The sequence below is a fragment of the Caproiciproducens sp. MSJ-32 genome, from assembly GCF_018918055.1.
GTDB lineage: Bacteria > Bacillota > Clostridia > Clostridiales > Clostridiaceae > Clostridium.
In genome coordinates this window covers 1-24888 of sequence record NZ_JAHLPS010000024.1, presented here as the reverse complement: position 1 = coordinate 24888, position 24888 = coordinate 1, and the positions used below count along the sequence as shown (strand labels likewise).

Genomic DNA, 24888 nt, shown 5'->3' with positions numbered 1-24888 from the left:
AATTGGTCTCACTCCAATTAGGCTTTCTTTTATTTTTTAAGTTTAAGAAAAGCTTAAAGTTATCCTTTTTCATTACGCCCATTTGAAGCTTTTCTTAATTAACTAAAGTAATTTCTTTATTTCTTCTACTTTGTTTAGCTTTTCCCAAGGTAAATCTAAATCGTTTCTTCCAAAATGTCCATAAGCAGCTGTTTGTTTATAAATAGGTCTTCTTAAGTCTAACTCTCTTATTATTGCACCTGGTCTTAAATCAAACACTTTTTCTACGATTGAAACTATCTCTTCGTCAGATTTCTTTCCTGTTCCAAAAGTATCCACAACTATTGATACTGGTTTAGCAACACCTATTGCATAAGCTAATTGAATTTCAAGCTTATCTGCTACACCTGCAGCTACTAAGTTCTTAGCTACCCATCTTGCTGCATAAGCTGCTGATCTATCAACCTTAGTTGGATCCTTTCCTGAGAAAGCACCACCACCATGTCTGCCATATCCACCATATGTATCAACTATAATTTTTCTTCCTGTTAATCCGCTATCCCCTTGAGGCCCACCAACAACAAATCTTCCTGTTGGGTTTATAAAATATCTTGTCTTATCATCTAATAATTCTTCAGGAACAACTGCTTTAATTACATGCTCCATTAAATCTTCTTTTATCTTTTCTTGAGTTACATCTTCACTATGTTGTGTTGATATTACAATTGTATCAACTCTTACTACTTTATTATCATCATACTCAACAGTAACTTGAGTTTTTCCATCAGGTCTTAAATAACTTAAAGTTCCATTCTTTCTTACTTCTGATAATCTTCTAGAAAGTTTATGTGCTAATGATATAGGCATTGGCATATATTCTTCAGTTTCATTTGTTGCAAAGCCAAACATCATTCCTTGATCTCCAGCTCCAACTGCTTCTACATCATCCTGCTCTCCCGCTCTAGCTTCTAATGCCTTATCAACTCCCATTGCTATATCACTTGATTGTTCATCAATAGAAGTTAAAACTGAACAAGTATCACAATCAAATCCAAATTTTGCTCTATCATAACCAATTTCTCTCACTGTTTCTCTAACTATTTTAGGAATATCAACATAGCATTTAGTTGATATTTCTCCCATTACTAATACCATTCCTGTTGTTACAGCAGTTTCACAAGCAACTCTAGCCATAGGATCTTGTGCTAATATACTATCTAATACAGCATCAGATATTTGATCACAAATTTTATCTGGATGTCCTTCTGTAACTGATTCTGACGTAAATAATCTTTTCATATTACTCTCTCCTTTCTTTTATTGATATTAATTCTAAAAGAAATTCAGATAAAAGAAAAAATCTCTTCGACAAGAAGAGATTATATAACAACACTGCTTCTTATCTTGCAAAATTAATTGCAGGAATTGGCACCACGCTTTCTAATAAAGCAGGTTGCCGGGTTTCACAGGGCCCTTTTCCCTCCACCTCTCTTGATAAGAATTAATATCAAATTTTTCTTTTTGATTTTATCATTTATAATTATAATAGTCAACAAAAAAATACAAGAATTTCTTGTATTTTTTCTTGGTGGAGGAGGATGGATTCGAACCATCGAAACGATAACGTAACAGATTTACAGTCTGCCCCCTTTGGCCACTCGGGAACTCCTCCATATATGGAGCTGGCAATAGGACTCGAACCTACAACCTGCTGATTACAAGTCAGCTGCTCTACCATTGAGCCATGCCAGCACATTATTTAATTAAGTGGTGGAAGCAACAGGGATCGAACCTGTGACCCCCTGCTTGTAAGGCAGGTGCTCTCCCAGCTGAGCTATGCTTCCAAAACAAAATAAATTGGTGGAGGAGGATGGATTCGAACCATCGAAACGATAACGTAACAGATTTACAGTCTGCCCCCTTTGGCCACTCGGGAACTCCTCCATATGTGGAGCTGGCAATAGGACTCGAACCTACAACCTGCTGATTACAAGTCAGCTGCTCTACCATTGAGCCATGCCAGCACATTATTTAATAATGAATTTTATGGTGGGGGAGGACGGATTCGAACCATCGAAACGATAACGTAACAGATTTACAGTCTGCCCCCTTTGACCACTCGGGAACTCCCCCATATTCAATTCATTATTTTATAAAATATCTTGTCGTCTTCTCGACTAACAATAGTTAGTATATATTTATTGCATTTATATTTCAAGTCCTATTTTTATCCTTTAAAAGAAATTAACTTTACTTATTATTATATTTCTTCGTTTTTCTTTAAATTAATACTAAGAACATTTTTATTCATTATTCCTCATTTCCTCTAAATTAATATAATCTTCTAATATATTTTTAAATTCCTGATAATTTTCTTTTGACATTCTTTTTTCTATTAAATCAAGACCTTCTACAATATTTTTAATATTACTTATATCTGAGAAGTAATTATTTATTTTTATAATATCAACTATTGATAAATTTTTTAATAATACATTAAGTTTATCTCTTTTTTCCTGAGGAAGATTTGTTATTGTTGAAAGTGTTCCTTCCCTTGAAATTGAATTATTAATAATATATATTTTATTATCTTCATTACTATTATTTATGCCTTCATAGTCATTTACTAACACATTATCACTTATTACATCAGTACTCTTTAAAGGTTCCCATATTAGTAAAAAATAAATTGGTATAGCTGCACTTATTATAATAGTCAAAGAATAAATTATTATTTTTTTCATAAAAATTCATCTCCCTTCATTAAATTAATTTCCAATTTTATTAATTTTATACATATGATAATATTGTCTGTTTAGCTTACATATATTCATAAGGGGGTGAAGTTTTTGAAAAGTAAATTTTTATATAATTCATATAATTCACATATTGAAATATCTAAATTGTTAAAAAATTTTATGAAAGAAAATACTATTATAATCTGTGTAGGAACCGATCGATGTATAATAGACTGCTTAGGACCCTTAGTTGGATCCATATTAAAGGAAAAAAATATAGAACTTCCCGTTTATGGAACAATAAAAGAGCCAATTCATGCCGCAAATCTAAAAAGAACTCTAAAAGAAATAATGAAAATTCACCCCGATTCTTTTGTTATTGGAATAGACGCTTGTCTTGGAGAACTTAAAGCAATAGGTGAAATTCATGTTAGAGATTATCCAATTCATCCTGGAAAAGGTGTAGGAAAAATTCTTCCTGAAGTAGGTGATGTATCTATTGTAGGAATAATTGATAGTAATGAGCATTCTAATTTTATACATGTACACACTGTTCGACTTAGCTTTGTCTTTGATATGGCTGAAGTTATCTCTAATGCTATAATAGAAGCCTATAACAGCTTTAAAAAAGAAAATAAAAAGAAAAATATATAAGGCTGTTTAAGACAGCCCTTTTAATATTAATAAAAATAATATAATTTTCCTTTCAAATATTTTATATTTTAATTTACTATTCTTCTATTAAGTCTATTTGTCTATCTGAATAATCTATATCCAGCTTATCTAAATATGATAAAACCTTACCTGTTCCTTCCGCTACTGCCTCTATTGAATTAGGAGCTACTTCTGCTGTAACACCAGTTTCATGCTCTATTAATTTATCTAATCCATTTAATAAAGCTCCTCCACCAGTCATAACAATTCCTTTTTCAATTATATCAGCAGCTAATTCAGGTGGTGTTTTTTCCAAAACTAATTTAACGTTATCAACAATTAATGAAACTGCTTCTTTTAATGCTTCATTAATTTCCGCCGCAGATATCATAACTTCGTCAGGTAGTCCTGTAATTAAATTTCTTCCCTTGACTGTTGCAGTCTCATCTTTTGATCCATTAAAAGCTGAACCTATGCTTATCTTTAATTCTTCTGCAGTTTTTTCACCAATCATTATCTTATATTTATTTCTAACATACTTTATTATTGCATCATCAAAAGTATCTCCAGCAACTTTAATTGATGATCTAACAACTACTCCACCTAAAGAAATTATTGCAATATCAGTTGTTCCTCCTCCAATATCAACTACCATTGAGCCGCTAGGCTTAGTTATATCTAATCCTGCTCCGATTGCTGCTGCAAGGGGTTCTTCTATTAAATGTACCTTTTTAGCACCTGTATTTCTTGCTGCATCTATTACAGCTCTCTTTTCAACTTCAGTTGCCTGTGAAGGTACACATATCATTACTTTAGGAGCTGTAAATTTACTCTTGCCATAGGCCTTTCTAATAAACTCTTTTAACATTCTTTCTGTTATATCATAGTCAGATATTACACCGTCTCTTAAAGGTCTAACAGCAATAATATTTCCTGGCGTTCTACCAATCATTCTCCTTGCTTCTTCCCCTACGGCAAGTACCTTATTATTATTTTTGTTAATAGCAACTACTGAAGGTTCCTTTAAAATTATTCCCTTTCCTTTAGCATAAACTAGAACAGTAGCTGTTCCTAAATCTATGCCTAAATCGCTCCTTTGATTCCAAAACCACATTTATATTTCACTCCTAATCTTCAAACTTAAATAAATTTTACAAATTTCGTCCTAATTTTTATTATATATGGAATATGACAAACCTTCAATATATTTGCATTTTTTATTACTTAGCAGCTTTATATTTAGCCTGAGTAGCTTTTCCACCTCTTATATGACGTTCAGCTTTATTTAATTCTAAGATGGAATGAGTTTGTTTTGCAATTGCTGGATTTATTTTAGGAAGTCTTTCTGTCATATCTTTATGTATTGTACTTTTACTAACTCCAAATACTTTTGCTGTTTTTCTAATAGTATCTTTAGATTCTATAATATATCTTGCTACTTCTAATACTCTTTCTTCTATATAATCTTTCAATATTTTTACCTCCCTTAAAAATAATCTTTATTAATTCATCAGCCATAAATAATGGCTGATGAATTTTTATTATTTATTCATTAAATGTAAAATATGCTGTTGGATCTAAATCTTTACCATTTGAATCAAATACTTGTAAATTTAGATGTTCTCCAAACTCTTCATTAGTAAATATTTTTGAAGTATTTCCTACTGTTCCAATAACAGTTTCTTCTGTTACTTTATCTCCAACATTAACTCTTGTATCTTGAGATAAATTTGAATACTTTGTATATAGTCCATTTGCATGTGCAATTACTATATATGTTCCATCTTCTACTCTGCTTGAAACTTCTTTAACTTCCCCTTCAGCAGCAGCTCTAACTTCAGTTCCAACACTGGCTTTTATATCTATTCCTCTAATATTTCTAATAGTTCCATCAGCTAGCTCTTGTGGTTTTGGATAATTATATCCCCTTGCAATTTCACCTTCTAATGGATTATTAAATACAACTTCATAATTTGTTCCAGCAGAAACATTTAAATTTTCTTCTGAAGTTAATTCCTCAGTAGTATTTTCTGCTAACTCTTCATTTGATCCATTTTCAACCCTTTCAGCATTTTGTTTTTGAAGTTCTGAAGTTGTTTTTTCTTCAATATTTAAACTGAACTCATCCTCAACAGTAGAAGATTCTTTTAAAGCATTATTTTTTCTAACATTAACAACAGTAACTGTTGCAATAATACATAAGCAAAGGAATAATACTAAATAAAAGCCCTCCTTTCTAAAGAAGTTTTTTATCTTGTCTTTTTTTATTTGGTCCATATCAACACCTCCTTCTTGTATTCTTGCCCTTTATACCAAATTAATTCAATCAAGAAAAAAATTGTTTTCAGCAATTTTCTACAAAATTTAACACAAGTAAATTAATCAAATTTTTAACGATTACATTTTAATTCTTGTCCAAATATAAAAAATTATTCATAATTTGCTATTATTCTTATAATTTAATTAGTAAAAAATAATATAAAATAAAAATGGAACTGCTTAATAACAGTTCCACCTCTAATTAAATTATTCAATATATTAAAATCTATTCACATATTAATTGAATTTAAGATCTTTTATATCTACTCCTGTATAATAATGTTTAAGTATCTCATCATAACTTTTTCCTTCACCAGCCATCACATTAGCTCCCCATTGACTCATACCAACACCATGGCCATATCCTTTGCATTTAAACAAAATTTCATTTCCAGTTAATATAAATTCAAAATTTGCTGAACTTAATCCCAGAGTTAATCTAAAATCTAATCCCTTAATAACCTTTTTTCCTACTCTTATTTCTTTAACTCCCCCAGCTTCACTTCTGCTTAATATTTCTATATCTCTATTTATATTGGCAGCTTCAAGACCTGCATCTGGATATTTATAATTAATTTTTGATACAAATTCATCAACATTAAAGGAAAATTCAGTCCTATACTTAGGAGCTATTTCTTCCCCCTTACTTTCTTTTGATACTAAATATGGAATATCTCCTGAAAATACATCTATTGCATTTTCTGTCATTCCAGAACTTGTAGAAAAAAATTGAGGATATTTTACTAATTCATTATTATAAGTTAAAACTTCTCCCCTAGTTTCTTCCACAGCAGTTGAAATCTTATTCCAATATTCCTCACCAGCTTCTCCCCATTTTTCAATTCTCTTTTCTTGGGCTATATATACCTGACAATGAGTTGTATCACATACATTTCCACCATTTGCATTAGGACAAGGATTTAGCATTTTGGCTACAGCAAAAGTTCTCGCAGCAACAGCTTGTGCCTTTAATGCTTCCATATTAAAGCTAACAGGCATTTCTCCTGAAACAACACTTTTAACATATTCCTCTAACGCAACTTCTTTTATTTCATTACTTTCTGTAATATGCACTTTTACTATTTCATTTCCATCTATTGATATTAAATTACTTTCTTGAGAATTCGCTTCTTGCTCTTCTTCAATATTTTGGGCATTTGCTGCTATAACAGCTGGCTTAATTATAATGATTGGAATAATAATCATAAGTATTAATACTAATGTGCTAAAAACTATAAGGGAAGATAAATTTTTATTAATATTAATAAACTTCTTTTTCATAATATTCTCCTTAAGCTAATTTTATTTTTGCTTTTAGTATATTTAATTATATGTATTTTTTGCTTAATTATACTTTATTTTCCTATTTTTATGTAAAGTTATTTCCACAATAAAAAACTTAGAATAAATCTAAGTTTTTTATTATATGGATATATTTAATTATTAACCCTATATATATTAGCTCCCAATTTTCTAAATTTCTCTTCTATATCCACATAACCTCTATCAATATGATATATATCACTTATTTCAGTAGTGCCTTTTGCTACCAAACCTGCTAATATCATAGCTGCACCTGCTCTTAAATCTGTAGCTTTAACTTCACATCCTGTCAGAGAATCAACACCTTCAATAATTGCAGTTCTTCCATCTATTTTAATATTAGCTCCCATTATTACAAGTTCTGCAACATGCATAAATCTATTTTCAAATACTGTTTCAGTTACTATACTTGACCCTCTTATTACAGATAATAATGTCATCATTTGAGCCTGCATATCAGTTGGAAAACCTGGATAAGGCATAGTCTTAATATCCACAGGGTTTTTATGCCCTGTTCCATCAACTAGAATTCTATTCTCTCCAATATTAGAAAATTTAACTCCACATTCCTTTAATTTTTCTATAGTTGGTCTCAAGTGCTCTTCATTAGCTCCATTGATTATTATTTTACTATTAGTTATTGCTGCAGCAACCATAAAGGTTCCTGCTTCAACTCTATCATAAATAGCCCTATAAGTTGTTCCTGTTAAAGAACCTGGTTTTATACCTTCAATTGTTATTTTTCCAGTACCTGCGCCACTTATCTTGGCACCCATTGAATTTAAAAAATTTGCTAAATCCCATATTTCAGGTTCTTCTGCAGCATTTTCTATTATTGTAGTGCCTTGGGCAAAAACAGAGGCCATTAATATATTTTCAGTTGCACCTACTGATGGAAAATCTAAATATATTCTATTGCCAATTAATTTTTCTGCCTTTGCTTCAACAAAACCATGTCCAATTTCTATCTCTGCTCCTAAGAGCCTAAATCCTTTTAAATGTAAATCAATTGGGCGTGTACCTATATTGCATCCTCCTGGCATAGATATTTTGCATTTTCCAAATCTTGACAACATTGGACCCATAATTAGAAAAGATGCTCTCATCTTTCTTATTAATTCACTATTCAGATCTCCTAATTTAATATTGCTAGTATTTATTATTAAATCTCCATTATCTTTTTTAATGGTACAATTCATTTCTGATAATAAATTAGTTAATACTATTACATCTTCTAAATCTGGTGCTTCTTTAATAATTATATCATTATAACTTAAAATACTAGCTACCATTATTGGTAAAATAGAATTTTTAGCTAAACTTATATTTACTTCTCCACTTAATTTATTACCACCCTCAACTATAATTTTTTCCATATTGTCCTCCACAATGAATTATTAGTATGTTACGAATATAACCGGTGTTCCTATAATTAAATATTCTCCTGTGGTATATTGCATATAACCAACATTAATTTTAGTATTATCTTTTAGTATTCCCTTCCCTATAATTCCATTTTTTACTTTTAAAAACTCCTTGTCTTTTATATAATTCCTTATGATTTTTTTTGTATCATCTTTCTCTTCTTCTATTATTTTTAGCTTTATAAAGTCAAAATATTTCACTTTTTCTTTTTTATAATTTATAATTTCTTCCAAAATATTTCTTATTTCCATAATTTCAATATTTTCATCATTATTAAAATAATCAATTCTAATATAGCTTGTATCATTATTAGTCCAAAATAATGCTTTTACATTTTTATAAGCATCTATATATTCAATGCTATTCTCTGAAACTTCTATTTTTTCTCCAAAGATTTTAATAAAATTATTTTTGATAAAATAATATTCCTGACTAAGCTTATTTTTTGTATTATATTCAACCCTAACCCCATTTTCTAAAAAATTATTTATCTCTATTAGTCCAGTTGCTAATAAATTAAATTCATCTATACTTTTATTTTTTTTAGGTATAGCTCCAATAATTAAAAAAGAAATAACAATAGAAGAAATTAAAATTAATAATTTTCTCATCTACTTCCCTGCCTTTCTTTTTTTAATTATTGTCCTATTAATTTTTTTTATTCAATAAAAGCAGCTATAATATAATATATTTAGTAAGTTGAAATTTGTGAATAAATGTCAAAAATCTATTATAATTGACAATTATAAATGGAAAACAGACAATTTTTCTAAGATAAAAGTAAAAAGGTACGAGCATTTAAACTCGTACCTTAAAATTCTATTCCAAATTGTCAATTCTCATCCTTCAATTGTATTAAGTCTTGCATTTGCTCTTGCAAGAGCCCTTTTAGCTCTTTCTATATCAATGTTAGTTCCTTTATTAATTCTTTCTTCTGCTCTCTTTTTAGAAGTTTCTGCTCTTATTGGATCTATTTCAGAAGCTTTTTCAAAGGCATCACAGCAAAATTTTAATACATTATCTTTAAAATATATTATTCCAAAAGACGTGAAAAATTTTTCTCTTTTCTCCCCAGTTCTTATAACGGTAGTTGTAGGAATTGTACTAATTATTATTGCTGCATGGTTTGCTAAAAATTCAAATTCACCATCCTCAGAAACTGTTTTTAAACTTTCTATCTCTGCTACAAAAGGTTCTTTTCCAGGAGATATAATATTTACAGTAAAAGTATTACTCATTATTTTCATCTCCTATCATAGATTTTTAGCCTTTTCTATAACTTCATCTATTGTACCAACAAATAAGAAGGCTGATTCTGGTATATCATCATATTTACCTTCAACAATTTCTTTAAATCCTCTTACAGTTTCTTCCAAAGGAACAAATTTACCCTTCATACCTGTAAATTGCTCTGCAACTGTAAAAGGTTGTGATAAAAATCTTTGGATTCTTCTTGCCCTTGCAACTATCTTCTTATCTTCTTCTCCAAGTTCATCTACACCTAATATTGCAATTATATCTTGAAGCTCTTTATATCTTTCAAGGATATTCTTTACTTCTGTAGCAACTTCATAATGTTCTTTACCAACTATTCTTGGATCTAATGTCCTTGAGCTTGATTCTAATGGATCAACTGCTGGATAAATACCTAATTCTGCTATACTTCTTGATAGTACAGTTGTTGCATCAAGGTGAGTAAAGGTTGTTGCTGGTGCTGGGTCTGTAAGGTCATCAGCAGGGACATAAACTGCTTGAACTGAAGTAATTGAACCACTTTGTGTTGATGTTATTCTTTCTTGAAGTGCTCCCATTTCTGTTGCTAATGTTGGCTGATATCCAACTGCCGAAGGTATTCTTCCAAGAAGGGCAGAAACTTCTGATCCGGCTTGTGTATATCTAAATATATTGTCTATAAATAATAATACATCTTGCCCTTTATCTCTAAAATACTCTGCCATTGTCAAACCTGTAAGAGCAACTCTCATTCTTGCACCTGGTGATTCATTCATTTGTCCAAATACTAAAGCTGTATTTTTAATTACTCCTGATTCTTTCATTTCATAATATAGGTCGTTTCCTTCTCTTGATCTTTCTCCTACTCCTGTAAATACAGAAAGACCTCCAAGTTCTTTAGCTACATTATTAATAAGCTCTTGTATTAATACAGTTTTTCCAACTCCTGCACCACCAAATAGACCTATTTTACCACCCTTTTGATAAGGTGCAAGTAAATCTATTACTTTTATTCCTGTTACTAATATTTCTGGTTCTAGTGATTGTTCTTGAAAACTTGGTGCAGGCCTATGAATTGGATATTTTTCTTTTACTATAAATTCACCTTCATTATCAATAGGTTTTCCTAAAACGTTAAATACCCTTCCTAATACTTCTTCTCCTACTGGTACAGTTATACAATTACCAGTATCTATAGCTTTCATACCTCTTTTTAATCCATCGGTTGATTCCATAGCTATAGTTCTAACTATATCATCACCGATATGCTGTTCTACTTCAGCTACTAATTCCCTATCTCCCATATCTATCCTAATTTCATTATAAATATTGGGTAAAGTATCTGAATCAAACCTTATATCTACAACTGGTCCAATTACTTGAACTACTTTTCCTACTCTCTGAGACATAGTAATTCCTCCTCACTATTTTAGTGCTTCTGCTCCTCCCACGATTTCTGATATTTCCTGAGTTATCATTCCCTGTCTTATTCTGTTATAATTAATAGTTAATGCTTTTAATATATCATTTGCATTATCTGTTGAGGAATCCATAGTTTTCATTCGTGCATTTTGTTCACTTGCTTTTGAATGAAGCATGGCTCTTCTTATTTTACTTTTTATATAATTGTCTAAGCTGGAATTCAATACTTTTTCTAAATCAGGCTCAAGAATTATCTCCTCTTGTTCTTCTTTTTCTATATCAACAGGAAATATTTTTTCTATTTTTATCTCTTGAGAAACTGCAGATTTATATTCAGTATAAACTATATTAACCTCTGATACTTCTTTATTTTTAAACATAAATAAAGCATCATCATATAAAGCTCTTACTTCCTTGGTTGTTGGGATATCTGGTATTTCTATATATTCCTTAAGGGCTTTTAAACCACACTTTTTCATATACTGAATTCCTCTTAATCCTGCAACAATAAATTTTGTAGAGTCCTTATTCTCAATAGATTCATTCAATGTATTTATTATATTACTGTTAAAGCCTCCGCAAAATCCTGTATCAGAGCTAATAACTATATATAGTTTACTATCTGTTAAATCCTTAGAAAGGTTGTTTAGGAAGGGACTTTCATAATCTTCTGGAAGTGAAGCTACTACTTTCTTTAAAATTTCCTTTGATAGATTATAATAATCTTCATTTTTATTTAGTTCATTCCTTACTTTTCTAAGTTTAGAGGTAGCCACTATATTCATTGCTTTTGTTATTTTCCTTGTACTTTCTACTGACTTCATTCTTCTTTTAATTTCTATAAGTCCTGCTGCTCCCAAGGTTTCACCTCCTAAAGAATTGCATAGCTAATAGCTATGCATCTTGTAAGAATATCTTTTTAAATTCTATTATGGATTTTTCTATTTCCAATTTTATTTCATCATTCAATACTTTTTCATTTCTTATTTTCTTTAGTAAATCTCTATAATATGTATCCAGGTACTCTAAAAATTCTCCTTCAAATTTTCTTATAGCACTTACTTTTATATCTGATAAGAAATTATTAACTGCTGCATATAAAATAACTATTTGTTTTTCAACTGGCATTGGTTCATATTGATCTTGTTTTAATACTTCAACTAATCTTTTACCTTTTTCTAATCTTTTTTTAGAATCCTTATCTAAATCTGAACCAAATTGAGCAAAAGCTTCAAGCTCTCTATATTGAGCAAGTTCAAGTCTTAATGTACCTGATACCTGTTTCATAGCCTTTGTTTGAGCATTTCCTCCAACTCTTGATACGGAAATACCAGCATTTACCGCAGGCCTTTGTCCTGATCTAAATAAATCTGCATCTAAAAATATTTGCCCATCTGTTATTGAAATTACATTAGTTGGTATATATGCAGTAACATCTCCTGCTAATGTTTCTATTATAGGAAGAGCTGTTAAGGAACCTCCACCATTTTCTTCTGAAAGTTTTGCCGCTCTTTCTAAAAGTCTTGAATGAATATAGAAAACATCTCCTGGGTAAGCTTCTCTACCTGGTGGTCTTCTTAATAATAATGACATTGTTCTATAAGCAACCGCATGTTTAGATAAATCGTCATATACTATTAAAACGTCTTTTCCATCATGCATAAAATATTCGCCCATACTGCATCCCGCATATGGTGCCAAATATTGTAGAGGTGCAGATTCAGATGCTGTACCACTTACTACTATTGTATAGTCTAGTGCTCCAGCCTTATCTAAAGTATTTACTATATGCGCAACAGTTGACTGCTTTTGTCCTATTGCTACGTAAATACATATTACATCTTTTCCTTTTTGATTTATTATGGCATCTATTGCAATTGCAGTTTTACCTGTTTGTCTATCGCCTATTATAAGTTCTCTTTGTCCTTTACCAATAGGTATCATAGAATCAATTGCCTTGATACCTGTTTGTAATGGTTCATTTACTGAACTTCTATCTATAATACTTGGTGCTGGTACCTCTATAGGTCTATAACCTGAATTATTTATTGGCCCCTTACCATCTATAGGTTCACCTAGTGAATTTACAACTCTTCCAAGAAGGGCTTCTCCTACAGGAACTTCAACAATCTTATTGGTTCTTTTTACTATATCTCCTTCCTTGACTTCATCTTCTGGTCCAAGTAAAACACAACCAACATTATCTTGTTCTAAATTTAGAGCCATTCCATAAACATTGTTAGGAAATTCTAAAAGTTCCCCCTGCATACAGTCATCTAATCCATAAACTCTTGCTATACCATCACCAACTTGAACAATTGTTCCTGAATCTACTGTTTCAACCTTTTCTTCATATCTTTTTATTTCTTTCCTAATAATGGAAGTAATTTCTTCAGGATTAATATGCATATCCTCACCTCTATTCTCTTCTTGTAACTAATTGCTTTATTCCATTTAATTTAGATCTAACTGTTCCATCAATTACATCATTATCAATTCTTAAATAAATTCCTCCTAATATACTAGGATCAATTATTTCTTCTAGTATAATACTCTTATTATATTTTGCTTCTAATTTGGCTATTAATTCCTTTCTTTCATTATCAGTAAGAGGGATAGTTGTTTTTACTATTCCTTTAATAGTATTTTTTCTTTCTAACTGTATTTTTTCTAATTGAATAATTTTTTCTTTTAAGAAAAGTATTCTATCCTTTTCTATCAATAATAGTAAAAATGTCAATAATTCCTCATCTATTTTGCCTTTAAAAATACTAATAAAGGTTTTTTTCTTTTGTTTTGTACTTATTTGTGGATGTTTAATTACTTCTTTAAGTTCTTTATTATTTTCAATAAGATTATTTATTTCTTTTAGGTCTTGGATATACTTGTCCACATTGCCTTTTTTTTCTGCTATATCATAAAGGGCTAAAGCATATCTACGGTCTAAATATTCATACATTATGAATTACCTACCTTTTTTATGAAATCCTCAATAAGTTCTCTATTCTTGTCTTCATCTACATTTTTTTCAATAATCTTTTCAGCTAATTCCATAGCTAAATCTACCACTTGAGTTTTTAACTGAGCTTCTGCTTTTTCTCTTTCTCTAGCTATTTCCTTTCTAGCTCTTGAAATTATAACCTTAGCTTCTTCATTTGCTTCTTCTATTATTTCATGATATATTTTATCAGCTTTAGCCTTTTCTTGTTGAGTTATCAACTTACCTTCTTCTCTAGCTTTCTTTAGAATTTTCTCATTCTCTATAGCAAGTATTCTAGCCTTTGTAATTTCTTCTTCAGCATTATCTAATTTTTCGTTTATTAATTCCTCTCTCTCTTCAATAATTGTAGCAATTTTTGCAAAGAAAAACTTTTTAAGTATTAAATATAAAATCACAAAGTTAATTATTGTTGCTATAAGGGTGCTTAGGTTTATACTCATATTTGCTGCTCCCTTCTATAATTATCATTTATTTTTACCATTTATTTTATACCTACAAATATTAAAAGTATTGAAACTAATAATCCATAAATAGCTGTTGCTTCTGCAAAAGCTGAACCTAGCATTAAAGCTGTAGTTATCTTACCACTAGCTTCTGGTTGTCTCGCTATTCCCTCCACTGCTTTTGCTGTTGCATTTCCAATTCCAATTGCAGCTCCTATACCTACTAATACTGCTATTGCTGCTCCAAGTGCTCTCATTTCCATAAATAAATTCCTCCTTTAAAAATAAATTTTTTCTTTAATGTTCTTCTTCTGGATTTGAATGTTCTGCTGTTATTTTAATATTTATCATTGTAAGCATAACAAAAATAACTGTCTGAATAGCTCCATCAAATATATCAAAATATGCATGTAATGGTACTGGTATTACTAGCTGAGCAAAGAAACTTACTTTGTGTAAAGCTTCATAAACTAACTCCACTAAAAAAGTAGCTGCTAGTATATTACCAAATAGTCTTAGTGCCAATGATACAGGGAGCATTATTCTTTCTAATATATTAATTGGTGTAATTATCCATGTTGGTTTTTTGTAAGCCGCAAAATATTCTTTTAATCCATATTTTTTTATTGGATAATATTGCACTATAAAGAATGTTATTAGCCCCATTCCAACTGTAACACTAAAATTTTTAGTTGGTACAGGCAAGCCTGTTAGTCCCATAAGATTCATTATTAATAAGAAAATAAATAATGTTCCTATGAATGGCATTAGTTCTATATTTTTTTCTCCCATATTTGCAACTAATACATCTTTTAACTTTTCATATAATAATTCTACAACAGCTTGCTTTTTGCCTGGCTTAATTTTTAAATCTCTAGTTGTCCATAAAGCAAGTAAAATTATAACTAGCATAATAGCCCATTGTATTATTATTTCAGGAACAATATCAATAGTTATAGGACCAAGAGAAAATGACCATATAGGCTCCAACTGTTCCAATTAACTCTCCTCCTTCCTAACATTAATCCAATATATTACTTGAAAAATAAAATGAAGCATATAGCCTAATATATAAGCTATAATTTCCATAAGATTATTTAAAAAAGGGATTGCAAGAATTACTATTATCAATATTCTTATTATGTAAGTAATAAAAAGAAATACACCTTTACCCTTTTTCAAAGCATATTCTAGTAAAATACCGCTAGATACTGCATTTATCAAAGATACTAAATCTCCAAATAAAAAAATAATAGAAAATTTTATATTCACCACTATAGATAGAATTGTTGTAAGAAAAAATCCTCCTATTAAATCATATTTTATCATTATTTTAAATAAGTTATTCATTTCCTTACTCATCTATCTACACCCCATTCAACTTATGTTATTATAGTCCTATAAAAAAATAATTTAAAATCTTGTATTTGCCCATTTTAATCTATAATATATGTAATTTTTTCATTTTTAATAGTTTTAGTTCTATTTTCTTACTTCACTTCTAAATATCATCAATTTGCTAAGTATAATTAAGAAATTAAAGTAATTATATATTTTTATTATTCATTTTCCATTCTCATTTTTAAAATAAAAAACTCCCTAAAGGAAGTTTTTTTTATTTTAAAAATTCTTTTATCTCTAATTTTCTTATATTAAAATAGTTTTCTATTATATCTGCTATTCTTTTTGAGGCATAACCATCTCCATAAGGGTTTGTAGCTCTACTCATTTTTAAATATTCATCCTTATCTCTTATTAATTTATTAGCCTCCGATACTATTTTTTCAATATTTGTTCCTACAAGTTTTACTGTGCCATATTCTACAGCTTCAGGTCTTTCTGTTACATCTCTTAAAACTAATACAGGCTTTCCTAAATGTGGTGCCTCTTCCTGCAACCCACCGGAATCTGTCATTACCATAAAACACTTATTCATTAAATTATGAGTTTCATTAGTATCAAGGGGCTTCAATAAATGAATTCTTTCATTATTACCTAATTTTTTATAAACAACATCTTTTACAACTGGATTTAAATGAACTAAATATATTAATTCTACATCTTTATTTTCTTCTATAATTCTATTTAAAGCTTCACATATATTATTAATTCCTTCTCCCCAGTTTTCTCTTCTATGAGCAGTTATTAGAATAACCTTCTTATTTACATAATCTATATTATTAAGTAAATCAATATTAAATTTAAAATCCTCCTTAACAGTATGCATCATAGCATCAATAACAGTATTACCTGTTATGTATATATTTTTTTCATTTACTCCTTCTTTTATGAGATTTTCTTTTGAATTTTTAGTTGGAGCAAAATGTAAATCTGCTAAAGAAGCTGTTAATTTCCTATTCATTTCTTCTGGAAATGGAAAATACTTATTGTAAGTTCTTAATCCAGCCTCAACATGACCAACCTTAATTTGTTGATAAAAGGCTGCTAAAGCTCCCGAGAAAGTTGTAGTAGTATCTCCATGAACTAATACCATATCTGGTTTTTCAATTGAAAATATTTCTTCCAATCCCTCTAATACTCTATTGGTTATACCGGTTAAACTTTGCTTGTTTTTCATTATATTTAAATCAAAATCAGGCTTTATATCAAAATATTCCAATACTTGATCTAACATTTCTCTATGCTGTGCAGTTACACATACTTTTGATACTATCCCTTCCCTCTTTTCTAATTCCTTAACTAGAGGAGCCATTTTTATTGCTTCCGGTCTAGTACCAAAGATAGTTATTATCTTTTTCTTTTCCAACTTTTTTTCCTCCTAATACTACTTATAAGAAATAAATAATCTATTTTATTTATTGTTATACTTTGTAAATATATTATATTCAATTATACTACCAAGTAAAACAATTAACAATTGAGAATTAACAATTGACATTTTATAGAGCTTCAAATTAACTAAAATTCTAAAAAAAAGAAGATTGCATGGCAATCTTCTTTTTCATATTCCAAAGCAGCTTTCAGAGTTTATTCCTTAAATATCCATTGAACTACTTAGTTCCGAATAATCTATCTCCAGCATCTCCTAAACCTGGTACTATATATCCATTTTCATTTAACTTTTCATCTATTTGTGCTAAATAAATATCTACATCAGGATGTTTTTCTTGAACATATTTAATTCCTTCTGGAGCTCCAACTAAGCACATAAGTCTAAGATTCTTAGCCCCTCTCTTTTTTAACATTGTTAAAGCATCTGCTGATGATCCACCAGTTGCAAGCATTGGATCTACAACTATTACATCTCTTTCTGCTATATCTTGAGGTAATTTACAAAAATATTCTACTGGTTGAAGAGTTTCTTCATTTCTATATAAACCTATATGTCCTACCTTAGCTGCAGGTATTAATCTTAACATACCATCTACCATTCCTAAACCTGCTCTTAATATAGGTACTATAGCCATTTTCTTTCCTGATAACATACGGCATTTTGCCTTACAAATTGGAGTTTCAATTTCTACTTCTTCTGTACTTAAATCTCTAGTAACTTCATATGCCATAAGCATAGATAATTCTTCAACTATCTCTCTAAAGTCCTTTGATCCTGTGTCTTTACTCCTTATTATTGCCAACTTATGTGATATTAATGGATGTTTAATTTCTGTTACTTTACTCATTTTTTCCTCCTAAATTTATATAATTAATATTTAATAATTACAAATTATTAATTAATATTAATCTTTTTGCAATTAAATATTCGGAATTAAAAATTGTTACTTACAGTATTTCTTTTCTATTTCGGTTATTTTATCAATTCTTTTTTGATGTCTTTCACCTTGAAATTCTGTCTTTAAAAATGTTTTTACTATATCTAAAGCTAATCCTTCTCCAACAACCCTTTGACCTAAAGCCAATATATTTGCGTCATTATGTTCTCTAGTTGCATGAGCACTAAATGTATCTGAACATAATGCAGCCCTAATACCTGGAACCTTATTAGCAGCAATACTTATTCCTATTCCAGTTCCACAAACTAGAATTCCAAAATCGACTTCTTTTTTTAAAACTGCTTCTGCTACTGGAAGGGCATAGTCTGGATAATCGCAAGATTCTGTTGAAGTGGTTCCAAAATCTTTTACTTCATAGCCCTCTGATATTAAAAACTTTTTTATGCTTTCTTTTAATTCAAAACCACCATGATCTGAGCCTAACGCTATTTTCATAAAATAACCTCCTAAAACATATGTATAATATTACAAAAAAAGAGAAAGGTTTCCCCCTCCCTCTTCCCTCTATACTTCTATTATGTCAAACCCTGCTGCTTTATTTAATCTATTCATAATAGCTACACCTACACCCTTTTCTTCAAAGGATTGACACAGTATTAAATCTGCACCTAAATCATCACAAGTCCTTAATGCTTCAAAAAGGTTTCTGGCTATTTCTTCAAGGTCTTGTTCATTTCCTAAGGAAATTACTTTACCTTTATTAAATTTATTTTTAAATTCATCAGTAGTTAAAATTACTACTTCTTTTTTTATATCTATATAATTCTCCACTATTTCTTGAATTTTTTCAATAGTTTTTTCTTTATTTCCTTTAATTATTTTTAGTTTTGCTTTAGGAGCATAATGCCTATATTTCATTCCAGGAGCTTTAGGTTTCAAATCCTCTTTAGGTTTACCCATAATTGCTTTATCTATCTCTATTCTTGAATCGATCTCTTTAAGCATTTCTAAAGTTATACCGCCTGGTCTTAAAACAACTGGTGGATTTGTTGTACAATCAACAATTGTTGATTCCACTCCAACATTACTTCTCTCTCCACCTAAAATATAATCTACCCTTCCGTTTAAATCTTCAACACATCTCTCCAAATCAGTTGGACTTGGTCTTCCAGATATATTTGCTGATGGAGCTGCAATTGGCTTTTCTGATAATTCAATTAACTTTAAAGCAATATCATTATCAGGCATTCTTATTCCTATGCTTTCAAGATTTGCACTAGTTATATTGGGAATAATATCTTTCTTTTTTAGTATTATTGTCAATGGTCCTGGCCAAAATTTATCAATAAGTTTTCTTGCAACTTCTGGAACTTCCTTAACTAAAGGAGTTATATCTTTATCAGCCACATGAACTATAAGTGGATTATCTTGCGGCCTTCCTTTTGCTACAAATATTTTTTTTACCGCTTCTTCATCTAAGGCATTTGCCCCTAATCCATAAACTGTTTCTGTTGGAAATACAACAGTTCCACCATTATTTATTATTTTTGCAGCTTCCTGAATCTTTTGAATATCTTTATTTACATCTTTTATAATAGCTACCCTTGTTTCCAAAAGTTTACCTTCTTTCTTCTATAATTCTATCTGACCTCTGGCTATTTTTATGTTTTCTATTGCTGATGCAGTATACTGTGCTTTTACACAATTTTTAAAAACTTCATCAAGCAGAATATATTTTTTTAAAGCACCTTTTTTTATTACTTGAAAATAATATATTTCTTCCGGCCTATTTCTTTTTATTTTTATGTACAAATTTGAAGCTTCAGGATACTTCTTCATAAAAGTCTTTGTTATAGGTTTTAAATAATTATTTCTAAACTTTGATGTTGATACTAATACTATATTAAGATCTTCTTCAGCTTTATTTGTATGAACTAACACTACCTTATCGCATAGTAATATCGCTTCTTTTCCAAATAAACCGCTCTTAAATTTCAGCTTATTATTTTTAACCGAAAATTTTAAATAATGGTAGTTAGCTTTAGATATACAGGAGATTACTATTAATATTTCCAATATATATAAATAAATTGTAATAAAAAGAGATTTTACTTGAGATATTAAGAGCAATAAAGGCAATGAAATAAATAAGAAAATCATTAATATATAGAATCTTTTTATATTCTTCTGCTCTTTTTTTAACGCTTTCTCTATCTTCATACTACATTTACCTACTTTAAAAGCCTCACATAATAATGTAAGGCTTTTAAATTATATAGAATCAGTATTCCCCATTGATTTCATTTTTTCTGCTTGATCTGCTGTTATTAATGCATTTATTACTTCATCAATATCTCCATCTAAGAATGTATCCAATTTATACAAAGTTAATCCAATTCTGTGATCAGTTACTCTACCTTGAGGATAGTTATAAGTTCTTATCCTTTCACTTCTATCTCCTGTTCCAACTTGGCTCTTTCTTTCTTCAGCAATTCCTGCATTTCTTTCTGCTTCAGCTAATTCATATAATCTAGCTCTTAATACCTTCATAGCTTTTTCTTTATTTTTTAACTGTGATTTTTCATCTTGGCATGAAACTACTATACCTGATGGGAAGTGTGTAATTCTTACAGCTGAATCTGTAGTATTTACACATTGTCCACCGTTACCTGAAGCTCTAAACACATCAATTCTTATGTCTTTCTCATTAATTTCTATTTCAACATCATCAACTTCTGGAAGAACTGCAACTGTTGCTGTTGATGTATGAATTCTACCACTTGATTCTGTGTCTGGAACTCTTTGAACTCTATGAACTCCACTTTCATACTTCAATTTAGAATAAGCCCCTTGACCTTTGACCATAAATACTACTTCTTTGAAACCACCAATATCAGTTTCGTTAACATTCATAACTTCAACAGTCCATCTTTGTTTTTCTGCATATCTTGTGTACATTCTGAAAAGATTAGCTGCAAATAGTGCTGCTTCTTCACCACCTGCTCCCCCTCTAATTTCAACAAAGACGTTTTTATCATCATTAGGGTCTTTAGGTAATAGAAGAATTTGAATTTCCTTTTCTAATTGTTCTTTTCTTTCTGTTAATGAAGCTATTTCTTCAGCGATCATTTCTTTCATGTCTTTGTCACTTTCTTCTGCTAACATTTCTTTATTAGCTTCTAACTCTTCCATTACACTTTTATATTCTCTATAAGCATTAACTAAAATTTCTAAATCAGCATGCTCCTTGCAAAGCTTTCTCCATTCATTTTGGTTAGCCATAACTGCAGGATCTGATATTTTAGCTGATAATTCTTCATATTTATTTTCCGTAAAAGCTAATTTATCTAATAACATCTTATCACTCCGTACTAAATTTTTTAACATCTATTTATTATATCAAAATACTACAAGTCTATCAATATTTAAACTCTGCCAGCACTACTCTGTGTAGGCCTGCTAAATCTTTTATTATCTTTATATTTTTAAAGCCATTATAATCTAATAATTCACTTACTTCTTCAGCTTGATCATAACCTATTTCAAAGGCTATTAATGAATTTTCTTTTAATACTTTTTTGCTTTCTTCTATTATTCTTCTATAAAAGAATAAGCCATCTTCTCCTCCATCTAATGCAGTATGAGGCTCATAATCTTTTACATCTTCCATTAAATGATTAATTTCCTCTCTTTTTATATAAGGTGGATTTGAAACTAATATATCATATTTTTTATTCTCTTTTATAATTTCTTTTAATAAATCGCTTTTTATAAATTTAACTCTATCTTGCAAATTATGTTTAGCAATATTACTCTTAGTTACTTCTTCAGGAATATCATAATAATCAATTTCATCAACCTTTATTTTCCTTTTATAATAAGCTAAAGATATACCTATTGCCCCACTTCCTGAACAAAGATCACATACTTCTAATTCATCTTCATCTTTAATTAATTTTAATACTTCTTCTACTAATATTTCTGTATCATTTCTTGGAATTAAAACACCTTCTTTTACAATAAAATCTAATCCCATAAATTCAGTTTCACCAAGAATATATTTCAAAGGCATTTTATTTGCTCTTTTTTCAATAAGTTTTAAGAATTCCTCTTCATTTTTTATTGATACAGAAACATCCCTGTTAGTCATTATATACAATTTATCCTTTTTTAAAACATGAGCTAAAATTAATTGCGTATCTAACCTATAAGTTTCAATATCATTTTCCTTTAATATAGAAATCCCTTTTTCTATTAATTCTCCTATTTTCTTTTCTTTTTCTTCTATTCCTTCAGCTTTCATAAGCGCCATTATTGCCACCTCAATCTGATCATCATCCGGTTCCTTAGTTGTTAGATTCTGTAACATTATACCTGGATAAGCTATTATTCTAGATAAGATGCTATTACTTTTTCCTAGCCATCTCAGTAATTCATAAGTAATTCCTGAAACAAGGGGAATTAAAATAATTCTTAATATAATTCTTTCAATAATATTTCCCCAGCCTGTTAAACTAAAAATAATTATACTTATGAACATAGTTAAAAACATAAAATTAGTTCCACATCTAGGATGAAACCTGCTAAATTTCTTTACATTCTCAACTGTCAACTCTTTTTCTGCTTCGTAACAATAAATAGTTTTATGTTCTGCTCCATGATATTGATACAATCTATATATATCTTCCATTTTACTTATAAAATACATATACATTATTAATATAAATATTCTTATAATAGATTCTATTAAATTCAAAACTATTGGAGTTAAATTTAAAAATCTAAATAAAGATGCTATAAAAGTAGGTATGGCTATAAATAAAGCTATTGATAATCCAAAAGATAATAGCAATGTTAAGATAACTAAAACATCATTACTTTTATCACCTAACTTTTTACTTATCCATTTTTCAAATTTTGATTCCTCTTCTTCCTCTTCAAAGAAAGATGCAGAGTAATTTAGGGTACTAATTCCAGTTTTTAAAGAATCTATTAATACAAATATTCCTCTTATAAAGGGAATATTTAAAAATTTGTATTTTTTTGTTATAGGAACTATCTTTTCAAAAGTTACTTCAATCTTTTTACTTGGAGTTCTTACTGCTGTTGCCTGTCCCTTACTTCCTCTCATCATAACGCCTTCAATAACAGCTTGACCTCCAACATTTGTTTTTCTCATTTAATCCCCTCTTTATAAATTATTTTTATACTTATAATAGCAATTCCCGCATAAAGATTCGTATTCAATACTGTCTGAATTATCTATTGCAATTTGTTCTCCTTCAAAAACAAATTTACCATTAACTTTTCTCCCATTCAATACTGCTTTTCTTCCACATTTACATATAGTTTTCATTTCCTCTATGCTATGAGCTAATAATAACAGTCTTGTGCTTCCTTCAAAGCCTTGCATCTTAAAATCAGTTCTTAGTCCATAACAAATTACAGGAATATCTAAACAAACTGCTATCTCAAATAATTGATCTATTTGTTCTGCTTTTAAAAACTGAGTTTCATCTACTAAAATACAATCTATTTTTCCTTTTTCATCAATATAAGCCTTTATTTTTTCAAGAACATTATCCTTATTTGAAATTACTAAATCTACTTTTCTTTCTACACCTAATCTAGATACTAACTTGTCCCCACCTTTAGTATCTGTTAATGGTTTTAAAAGAGCTACTCTCATTCCTCTTTCTTCATAATTGTGTGCAACCTGCATAAGATGAGTTGATTTTCCTGAATTCATTGCTCCATATCTAAAATATAATTTACTCATAATCCTTCTCCTTTTTGTTAGATATATTAAAATTATATCATTGAATATTATAGTTAATCAAAAATATTTTAACTCTGCAGCTTCTTGACTGAAGCATTTACATATGTTATATTAAGATAGTTATTGAAGTAATCGAAAGAGGTGAAAAAAATGAGAGAAGGCATACATCCAAAATACAATCACGAAGCTGTAGTTAAGTGTGCATGTGGAAATACTTTTACAACTGGTTCTGTTAAAGACGAACTAAAAGTAGAAATATGCTCTAAATGCCACCCATTCTTCACTGGTAAACAAAAAATCGTTGACGTTGGCGGAAGAGTCGACAAATTTAATAAGAGATTTAATCTTAAATAGGAATTTTGGGAAAGATATATTCTTTCCCATTTTTTCTATTATTTTTCTTAACTTTTCTTAATTTTTTCTTAGTATTACTGATACTATTGTAATTTTATATTATAATAATAATGCTACTTTTATTTATAATAAAAATTATTATGCAATATTGAAAAGCGAGTGTTATAAAGATATGAAAAAAGTTTTAGTATTAACAACTTCTACAGGAGAAGGTCATAATCAAGCAGCCAATTCAATAGCAGATACTTTTAAAAAATATTCTTACGAAGTTATTACCTATGATTTTTTAAAAAATAATAGTAAAATATTGACTAATTTACTCATCAAAGGATATGAAATATCTGCATCATTTTTCCCTAAGACTTATGGTTTTTTATATAAAATTTCTAACACATTATTAATTGGTAAAATAATTTCTTTTATTTTTTATATTTGCTGCTATAGGAACAGCAAAGGGATGAGTTGCTACTATTACATTTGGATTTATATTTTTAATAAATTTATAAATCTTTTTGTTTAGAAAGTA

Annotated in this window: 28 protein-coding genes, 6 tRNA genes and 1 riboswitch; of the genes, 3 read left to right on the top strand and 31 right to left on the bottom strand. The window is 29.3% G+C overall.

What is annotated here, in order from left to right:
- Nucleotides 1–102: 102 nt before the first annotated feature.
- From metK to KQI16_RS02875, 8 genes are all read right to left on the bottom strand, one after another.
- Complete coding sequence (metK, locus tag KQI16_RS02910) at nucleotides 103–1278, bottom strand: methionine adenosyltransferase (protein WP_216432093.1); 1176 nt, start codon at nucleotides 1276–1278, stop codon at nucleotides 103–105.
- A gap of 97 nt (nucleotides 1279–1375) precedes the next feature.
- Nucleotides 1376–1480: riboswitch (SAM riboswitch) on the bottom strand.
- Between the two features lie 85 nt (nucleotides 1481–1565).
- Nucleotides 1566–1651 (bottom strand) — tRNA-Tyr (locus KQI16_RS02905).
- 5 nt (nucleotides 1652–1656) lie between these two features.
- Nucleotides 1657–1731 (bottom strand) — tRNA-Thr (locus KQI16_RS02900).
- 16 nt (nucleotides 1732–1747) lie between these two features.
- A tRNA-Val gene (locus tag KQI16_RS02895) sits at nucleotides 1748–1823 on the bottom strand.
- Nucleotides 1824–1837: 14 nt separating this feature from the next.
- Nucleotides 1838–1923: transfer RNA gene (locus tag KQI16_RS02890), tRNA-Tyr, on the bottom strand.
- A 5-nt stretch (nucleotides 1924–1928) separates the two neighbouring features.
- Nucleotides 1929–2003, bottom strand: a tRNA-Thr gene (locus tag KQI16_RS02885).
- A 23-nt stretch (nucleotides 2004–2026) separates the two neighbouring features.
- Nucleotides 2027–2112, bottom strand: a tRNA-Tyr gene (locus tag KQI16_RS02880).
- A gap of 170 nt (nucleotides 2113–2282) precedes the next feature.
- The gene (locus KQI16_RS02875; protein ID WP_216432091.1) at nucleotides 2283–2723 is read right to left on the bottom strand and encodes a hypothetical protein; all 441 of its coding nucleotides are present in this window, start codon (nucleotides 2721–2723) and stop codon (nucleotides 2283–2285) included.
- A 105-nt stretch (nucleotides 2724–2828) separates the two neighbouring features.
- Here KQI16_RS02875 and yyaC point away from each other — a divergent pair, with 105 nt between their 5' ends.
- Nucleotides 2829–3371: a spore protease YyaC gene (gene yyaC / locus KQI16_RS02870; RefSeq protein ID WP_216432090.1), complete on the top strand. Its 543-nt coding sequence runs from the start codon at nucleotides 2829–2831 to the stop codon at nucleotides 3369–3371.
- Nucleotides 3372–3447: 76 nt separating this feature from the next.
- On the opposite strand, the gene mreB is transcribed toward yyaC, so the two are convergent.
- From mreB to KQI16_RS02755, 23 genes are all read right to left on the bottom strand, one after another.
- On the bottom strand, nucleotides 3448–4485 hold the full coding sequence (mreB, locus tag KQI16_RS02865; RefSeq protein WP_216432089.1) for a rod shape-determining protein MreB: 1038 nt from the start codon (nucleotides 4483–4485) through the stop codon (nucleotides 3448–3450).
- A 106-nt stretch (nucleotides 4486–4591) separates the two neighbouring features.
- Complete coding sequence (gene spoIIID / locus KQI16_RS02860) at nucleotides 4592–4843, bottom strand: sporulation transcriptional regulator SpoIIID (RefSeq protein WP_216432086.1); 252 nt, start codon at nucleotides 4841–4843, stop codon at nucleotides 4592–4594.
- Between the two features lie 73 nt (nucleotides 4844–4916).
- On the bottom strand, nucleotides 4917–5648 hold the full coding sequence (locus KQI16_RS02855; RefSeq protein WP_216432084.1) for a M23 family metallopeptidase: 732 nt from the start codon (nucleotides 5646–5648) through the stop codon (nucleotides 4917–4919).
- A gap of 279 nt (nucleotides 5649–5927) precedes the next feature.
- Nucleotides 5928–6971, bottom strand: coding sequence for a stage II sporulation protein D (spoIID, locus tag KQI16_RS02850; protein WP_216432081.1), 1044 nt, complete (start codon nucleotides 6969–6971; stop codon nucleotides 5928–5930).
- A 155-nt stretch (nucleotides 6972–7126) separates the two neighbouring features.
- Entirely contained in the window at nucleotides 7127–8389 is a 1263-nt protein-coding gene (gene murA, locus KQI16_RS02845) for a UDP-N-acetylglucosamine 1-carboxyvinyltransferase (protein ID WP_216432079.1), read from the bottom strand.
- A 21-nt stretch (nucleotides 8390–8410) separates the two neighbouring features.
- Nucleotides 8411–9049, bottom strand: a complete 639-nt coding sequence (locus tag KQI16_RS02840) for a hypothetical protein (protein WP_216432077.1) — start codon at nucleotides 9047–9049, stop codon at nucleotides 8411–8413.
- A 228-nt stretch (nucleotides 9050–9277) separates the two neighbouring features.
- Nucleotides 9278–9676, bottom strand: coding sequence for an ATP synthase delta/epsilon chain alpha-helix domain-containing protein (locus KQI16_RS02835; RefSeq protein ID WP_216432075.1), 399 nt, complete (start codon nucleotides 9674–9676; stop codon nucleotides 9278–9280).
- A gap of 15 nt (nucleotides 9677–9691) precedes the next feature.
- Nucleotides 9692–11080 carry a F0F1 ATP synthase subunit beta gene (atpD, locus tag KQI16_RS02830; protein ID WP_216432073.1) on the bottom strand — a complete coding sequence of 463 codons (1389 nt, stop codon included), beginning with the start codon at nucleotides 11078–11080 and terminating at the stop codon, nucleotides 9692–9694.
- Between the two features lie 15 nt (nucleotides 11081–11095).
- On the bottom strand, nucleotides 11096–11953 hold the full coding sequence (gene atpG, locus KQI16_RS02825; RefSeq protein WP_216432071.1) for an ATP synthase F1 subunit gamma: 858 nt from the start codon (nucleotides 11951–11953) through the stop codon (nucleotides 11096–11098).
- A gap of 34 nt (nucleotides 11954–11987) precedes the next feature.
- Entirely contained in the window at nucleotides 11988–13502 is a 1515-nt protein-coding gene (gene atpA / locus KQI16_RS02820) for a F0F1 ATP synthase subunit alpha (protein WP_216432068.1), read from the bottom strand.
- A 10-nt stretch (nucleotides 13503–13512) separates the two neighbouring features.
- Nucleotides 13513–14052 (bottom strand): F0F1 ATP synthase subunit delta, encoded by a 540-nt coding sequence (locus tag KQI16_RS02815; RefSeq protein ID WP_216432066.1) that lies wholly within the window; start codon nucleotides 14050–14052, stop codon nucleotides 13513–13515.
- On the bottom strand, nucleotides 14052–14534 hold the full coding sequence (locus KQI16_RS02810; protein WP_216432064.1) for a F0F1 ATP synthase subunit B: 483 nt from the start codon (nucleotides 14532–14534) through the stop codon (nucleotides 14052–14054). The genes KQI16_RS02815 and KQI16_RS02810 overlap by 1 nt, the downstream gene beginning before the upstream one ends.
- 41 nt (nucleotides 14535–14575) lie before the next feature.
- A complete protein-coding gene (atpE, locus tag KQI16_RS02805) occupies nucleotides 14576–14800 on the bottom strand; it encodes an ATP synthase F0 subunit C (RefSeq protein WP_119866185.1) in 225 nt (74 codons plus the stop codon).
- A gap of 34 nt (nucleotides 14801–14834) precedes the next feature.
- Complete coding sequence (locus tag KQI16_RS02800; RefSeq protein WP_216432062.1) at nucleotides 14835–15536, bottom strand: F0F1 ATP synthase subunit A; 702 nt, start codon at nucleotides 15534–15536, stop codon at nucleotides 14835–14837.
- Entirely contained in the window at nucleotides 15537–15899 is a 363-nt protein-coding gene (locus KQI16_RS02795; RefSeq protein WP_216432060.1) for a hypothetical protein, read from the bottom strand.
- A 253-nt stretch (nucleotides 15900–16152) separates the two neighbouring features.
- Complete coding sequence (gene wecB, locus KQI16_RS02790) at nucleotides 16153–17304, bottom strand: non-hydrolyzing UDP-N-acetylglucosamine 2-epimerase (protein WP_216432059.1); 1152 nt, start codon at nucleotides 17302–17304, stop codon at nucleotides 16153–16155.
- Between the two features lie 244 nt (nucleotides 17305–17548).
- A complete protein-coding gene (upp, locus tag KQI16_RS02785; protein ID WP_216432057.1) occupies nucleotides 17549–18178 on the bottom strand; it encodes a uracil phosphoribosyltransferase in 630 nt (209 codons plus the stop codon).
- Between the two features lie 96 nt (nucleotides 18179–18274).
- On the bottom strand, nucleotides 18275–18724 hold the full coding sequence (gene rpiB, locus KQI16_RS02780; RefSeq protein WP_216432055.1) for a ribose 5-phosphate isomerase B: 450 nt from the start codon (nucleotides 18722–18724) through the stop codon (nucleotides 18275–18277).
- Nucleotides 18725–18793: 69 nt separating this feature from the next.
- On the bottom strand, nucleotides 18794–19843 hold the full coding sequence (locus tag KQI16_RS02775; RefSeq protein ID WP_216432053.1) for an L-threonylcarbamoyladenylate synthase: 1050 nt from the start codon (nucleotides 19841–19843) through the stop codon (nucleotides 18794–18796).
- Between the two features lie 18 nt (nucleotides 19844–19861).
- Complete coding sequence (locus KQI16_RS02770; protein WP_216432051.1) at nucleotides 19862–20449, bottom strand: hypothetical protein; 588 nt, start codon at nucleotides 20447–20449, stop codon at nucleotides 19862–19864.
- A 51-nt stretch (nucleotides 20450–20500) separates the two neighbouring features.
- Nucleotides 20501–21586 carry a peptide chain release factor 1 gene (gene prfA, locus KQI16_RS02765; RefSeq protein ID WP_216432049.1) on the bottom strand — a complete coding sequence of 362 codons (1086 nt, stop codon included), beginning with the start codon at nucleotides 21584–21586 and terminating at the stop codon, nucleotides 20501–20503.
- A gap of 61 nt (nucleotides 21587–21647) precedes the next feature.
- Nucleotides 21648–23408, bottom strand: a complete 1761-nt coding sequence (gene prmC / locus KQI16_RS02760) for a peptide chain release factor N(5)-glutamine methyltransferase (protein ID WP_216432047.1) — start codon at nucleotides 23406–23408, stop codon at nucleotides 21648–21650.
- A 12-nt stretch (nucleotides 23409–23420) separates the two neighbouring features.
- Complete coding sequence (locus KQI16_RS02755; RefSeq protein ID WP_216432045.1) at nucleotides 23421–24008, bottom strand: thymidine kinase; 588 nt, start codon at nucleotides 24006–24008, stop codon at nucleotides 23421–23423.
- Between the two features lie 150 nt (nucleotides 24009–24158).
- Here KQI16_RS02755 and rpmE point away from each other — a divergent pair, with 150 nt between their 5' ends.
- Nucleotides 24159–24362: a 50S ribosomal protein L31 gene (gene rpmE, locus KQI16_RS02750; RefSeq protein ID WP_119866196.1), complete on the top strand. Its 204-nt coding sequence runs from the start codon at nucleotides 24159–24161 to the stop codon at nucleotides 24360–24362.
- A gap of 172 nt (nucleotides 24363–24534) precedes the next feature.
- Nucleotides 24535–24882, top strand: coding sequence for an MGDG synthase family glycosyltransferase (locus tag KQI16_RS02745; RefSeq protein ID WP_216432043.1), 348 nt, complete (start codon nucleotides 24535–24537; stop codon nucleotides 24880–24882).
- Nucleotides 24883–24888: the final 6 nt, after the last annotated feature.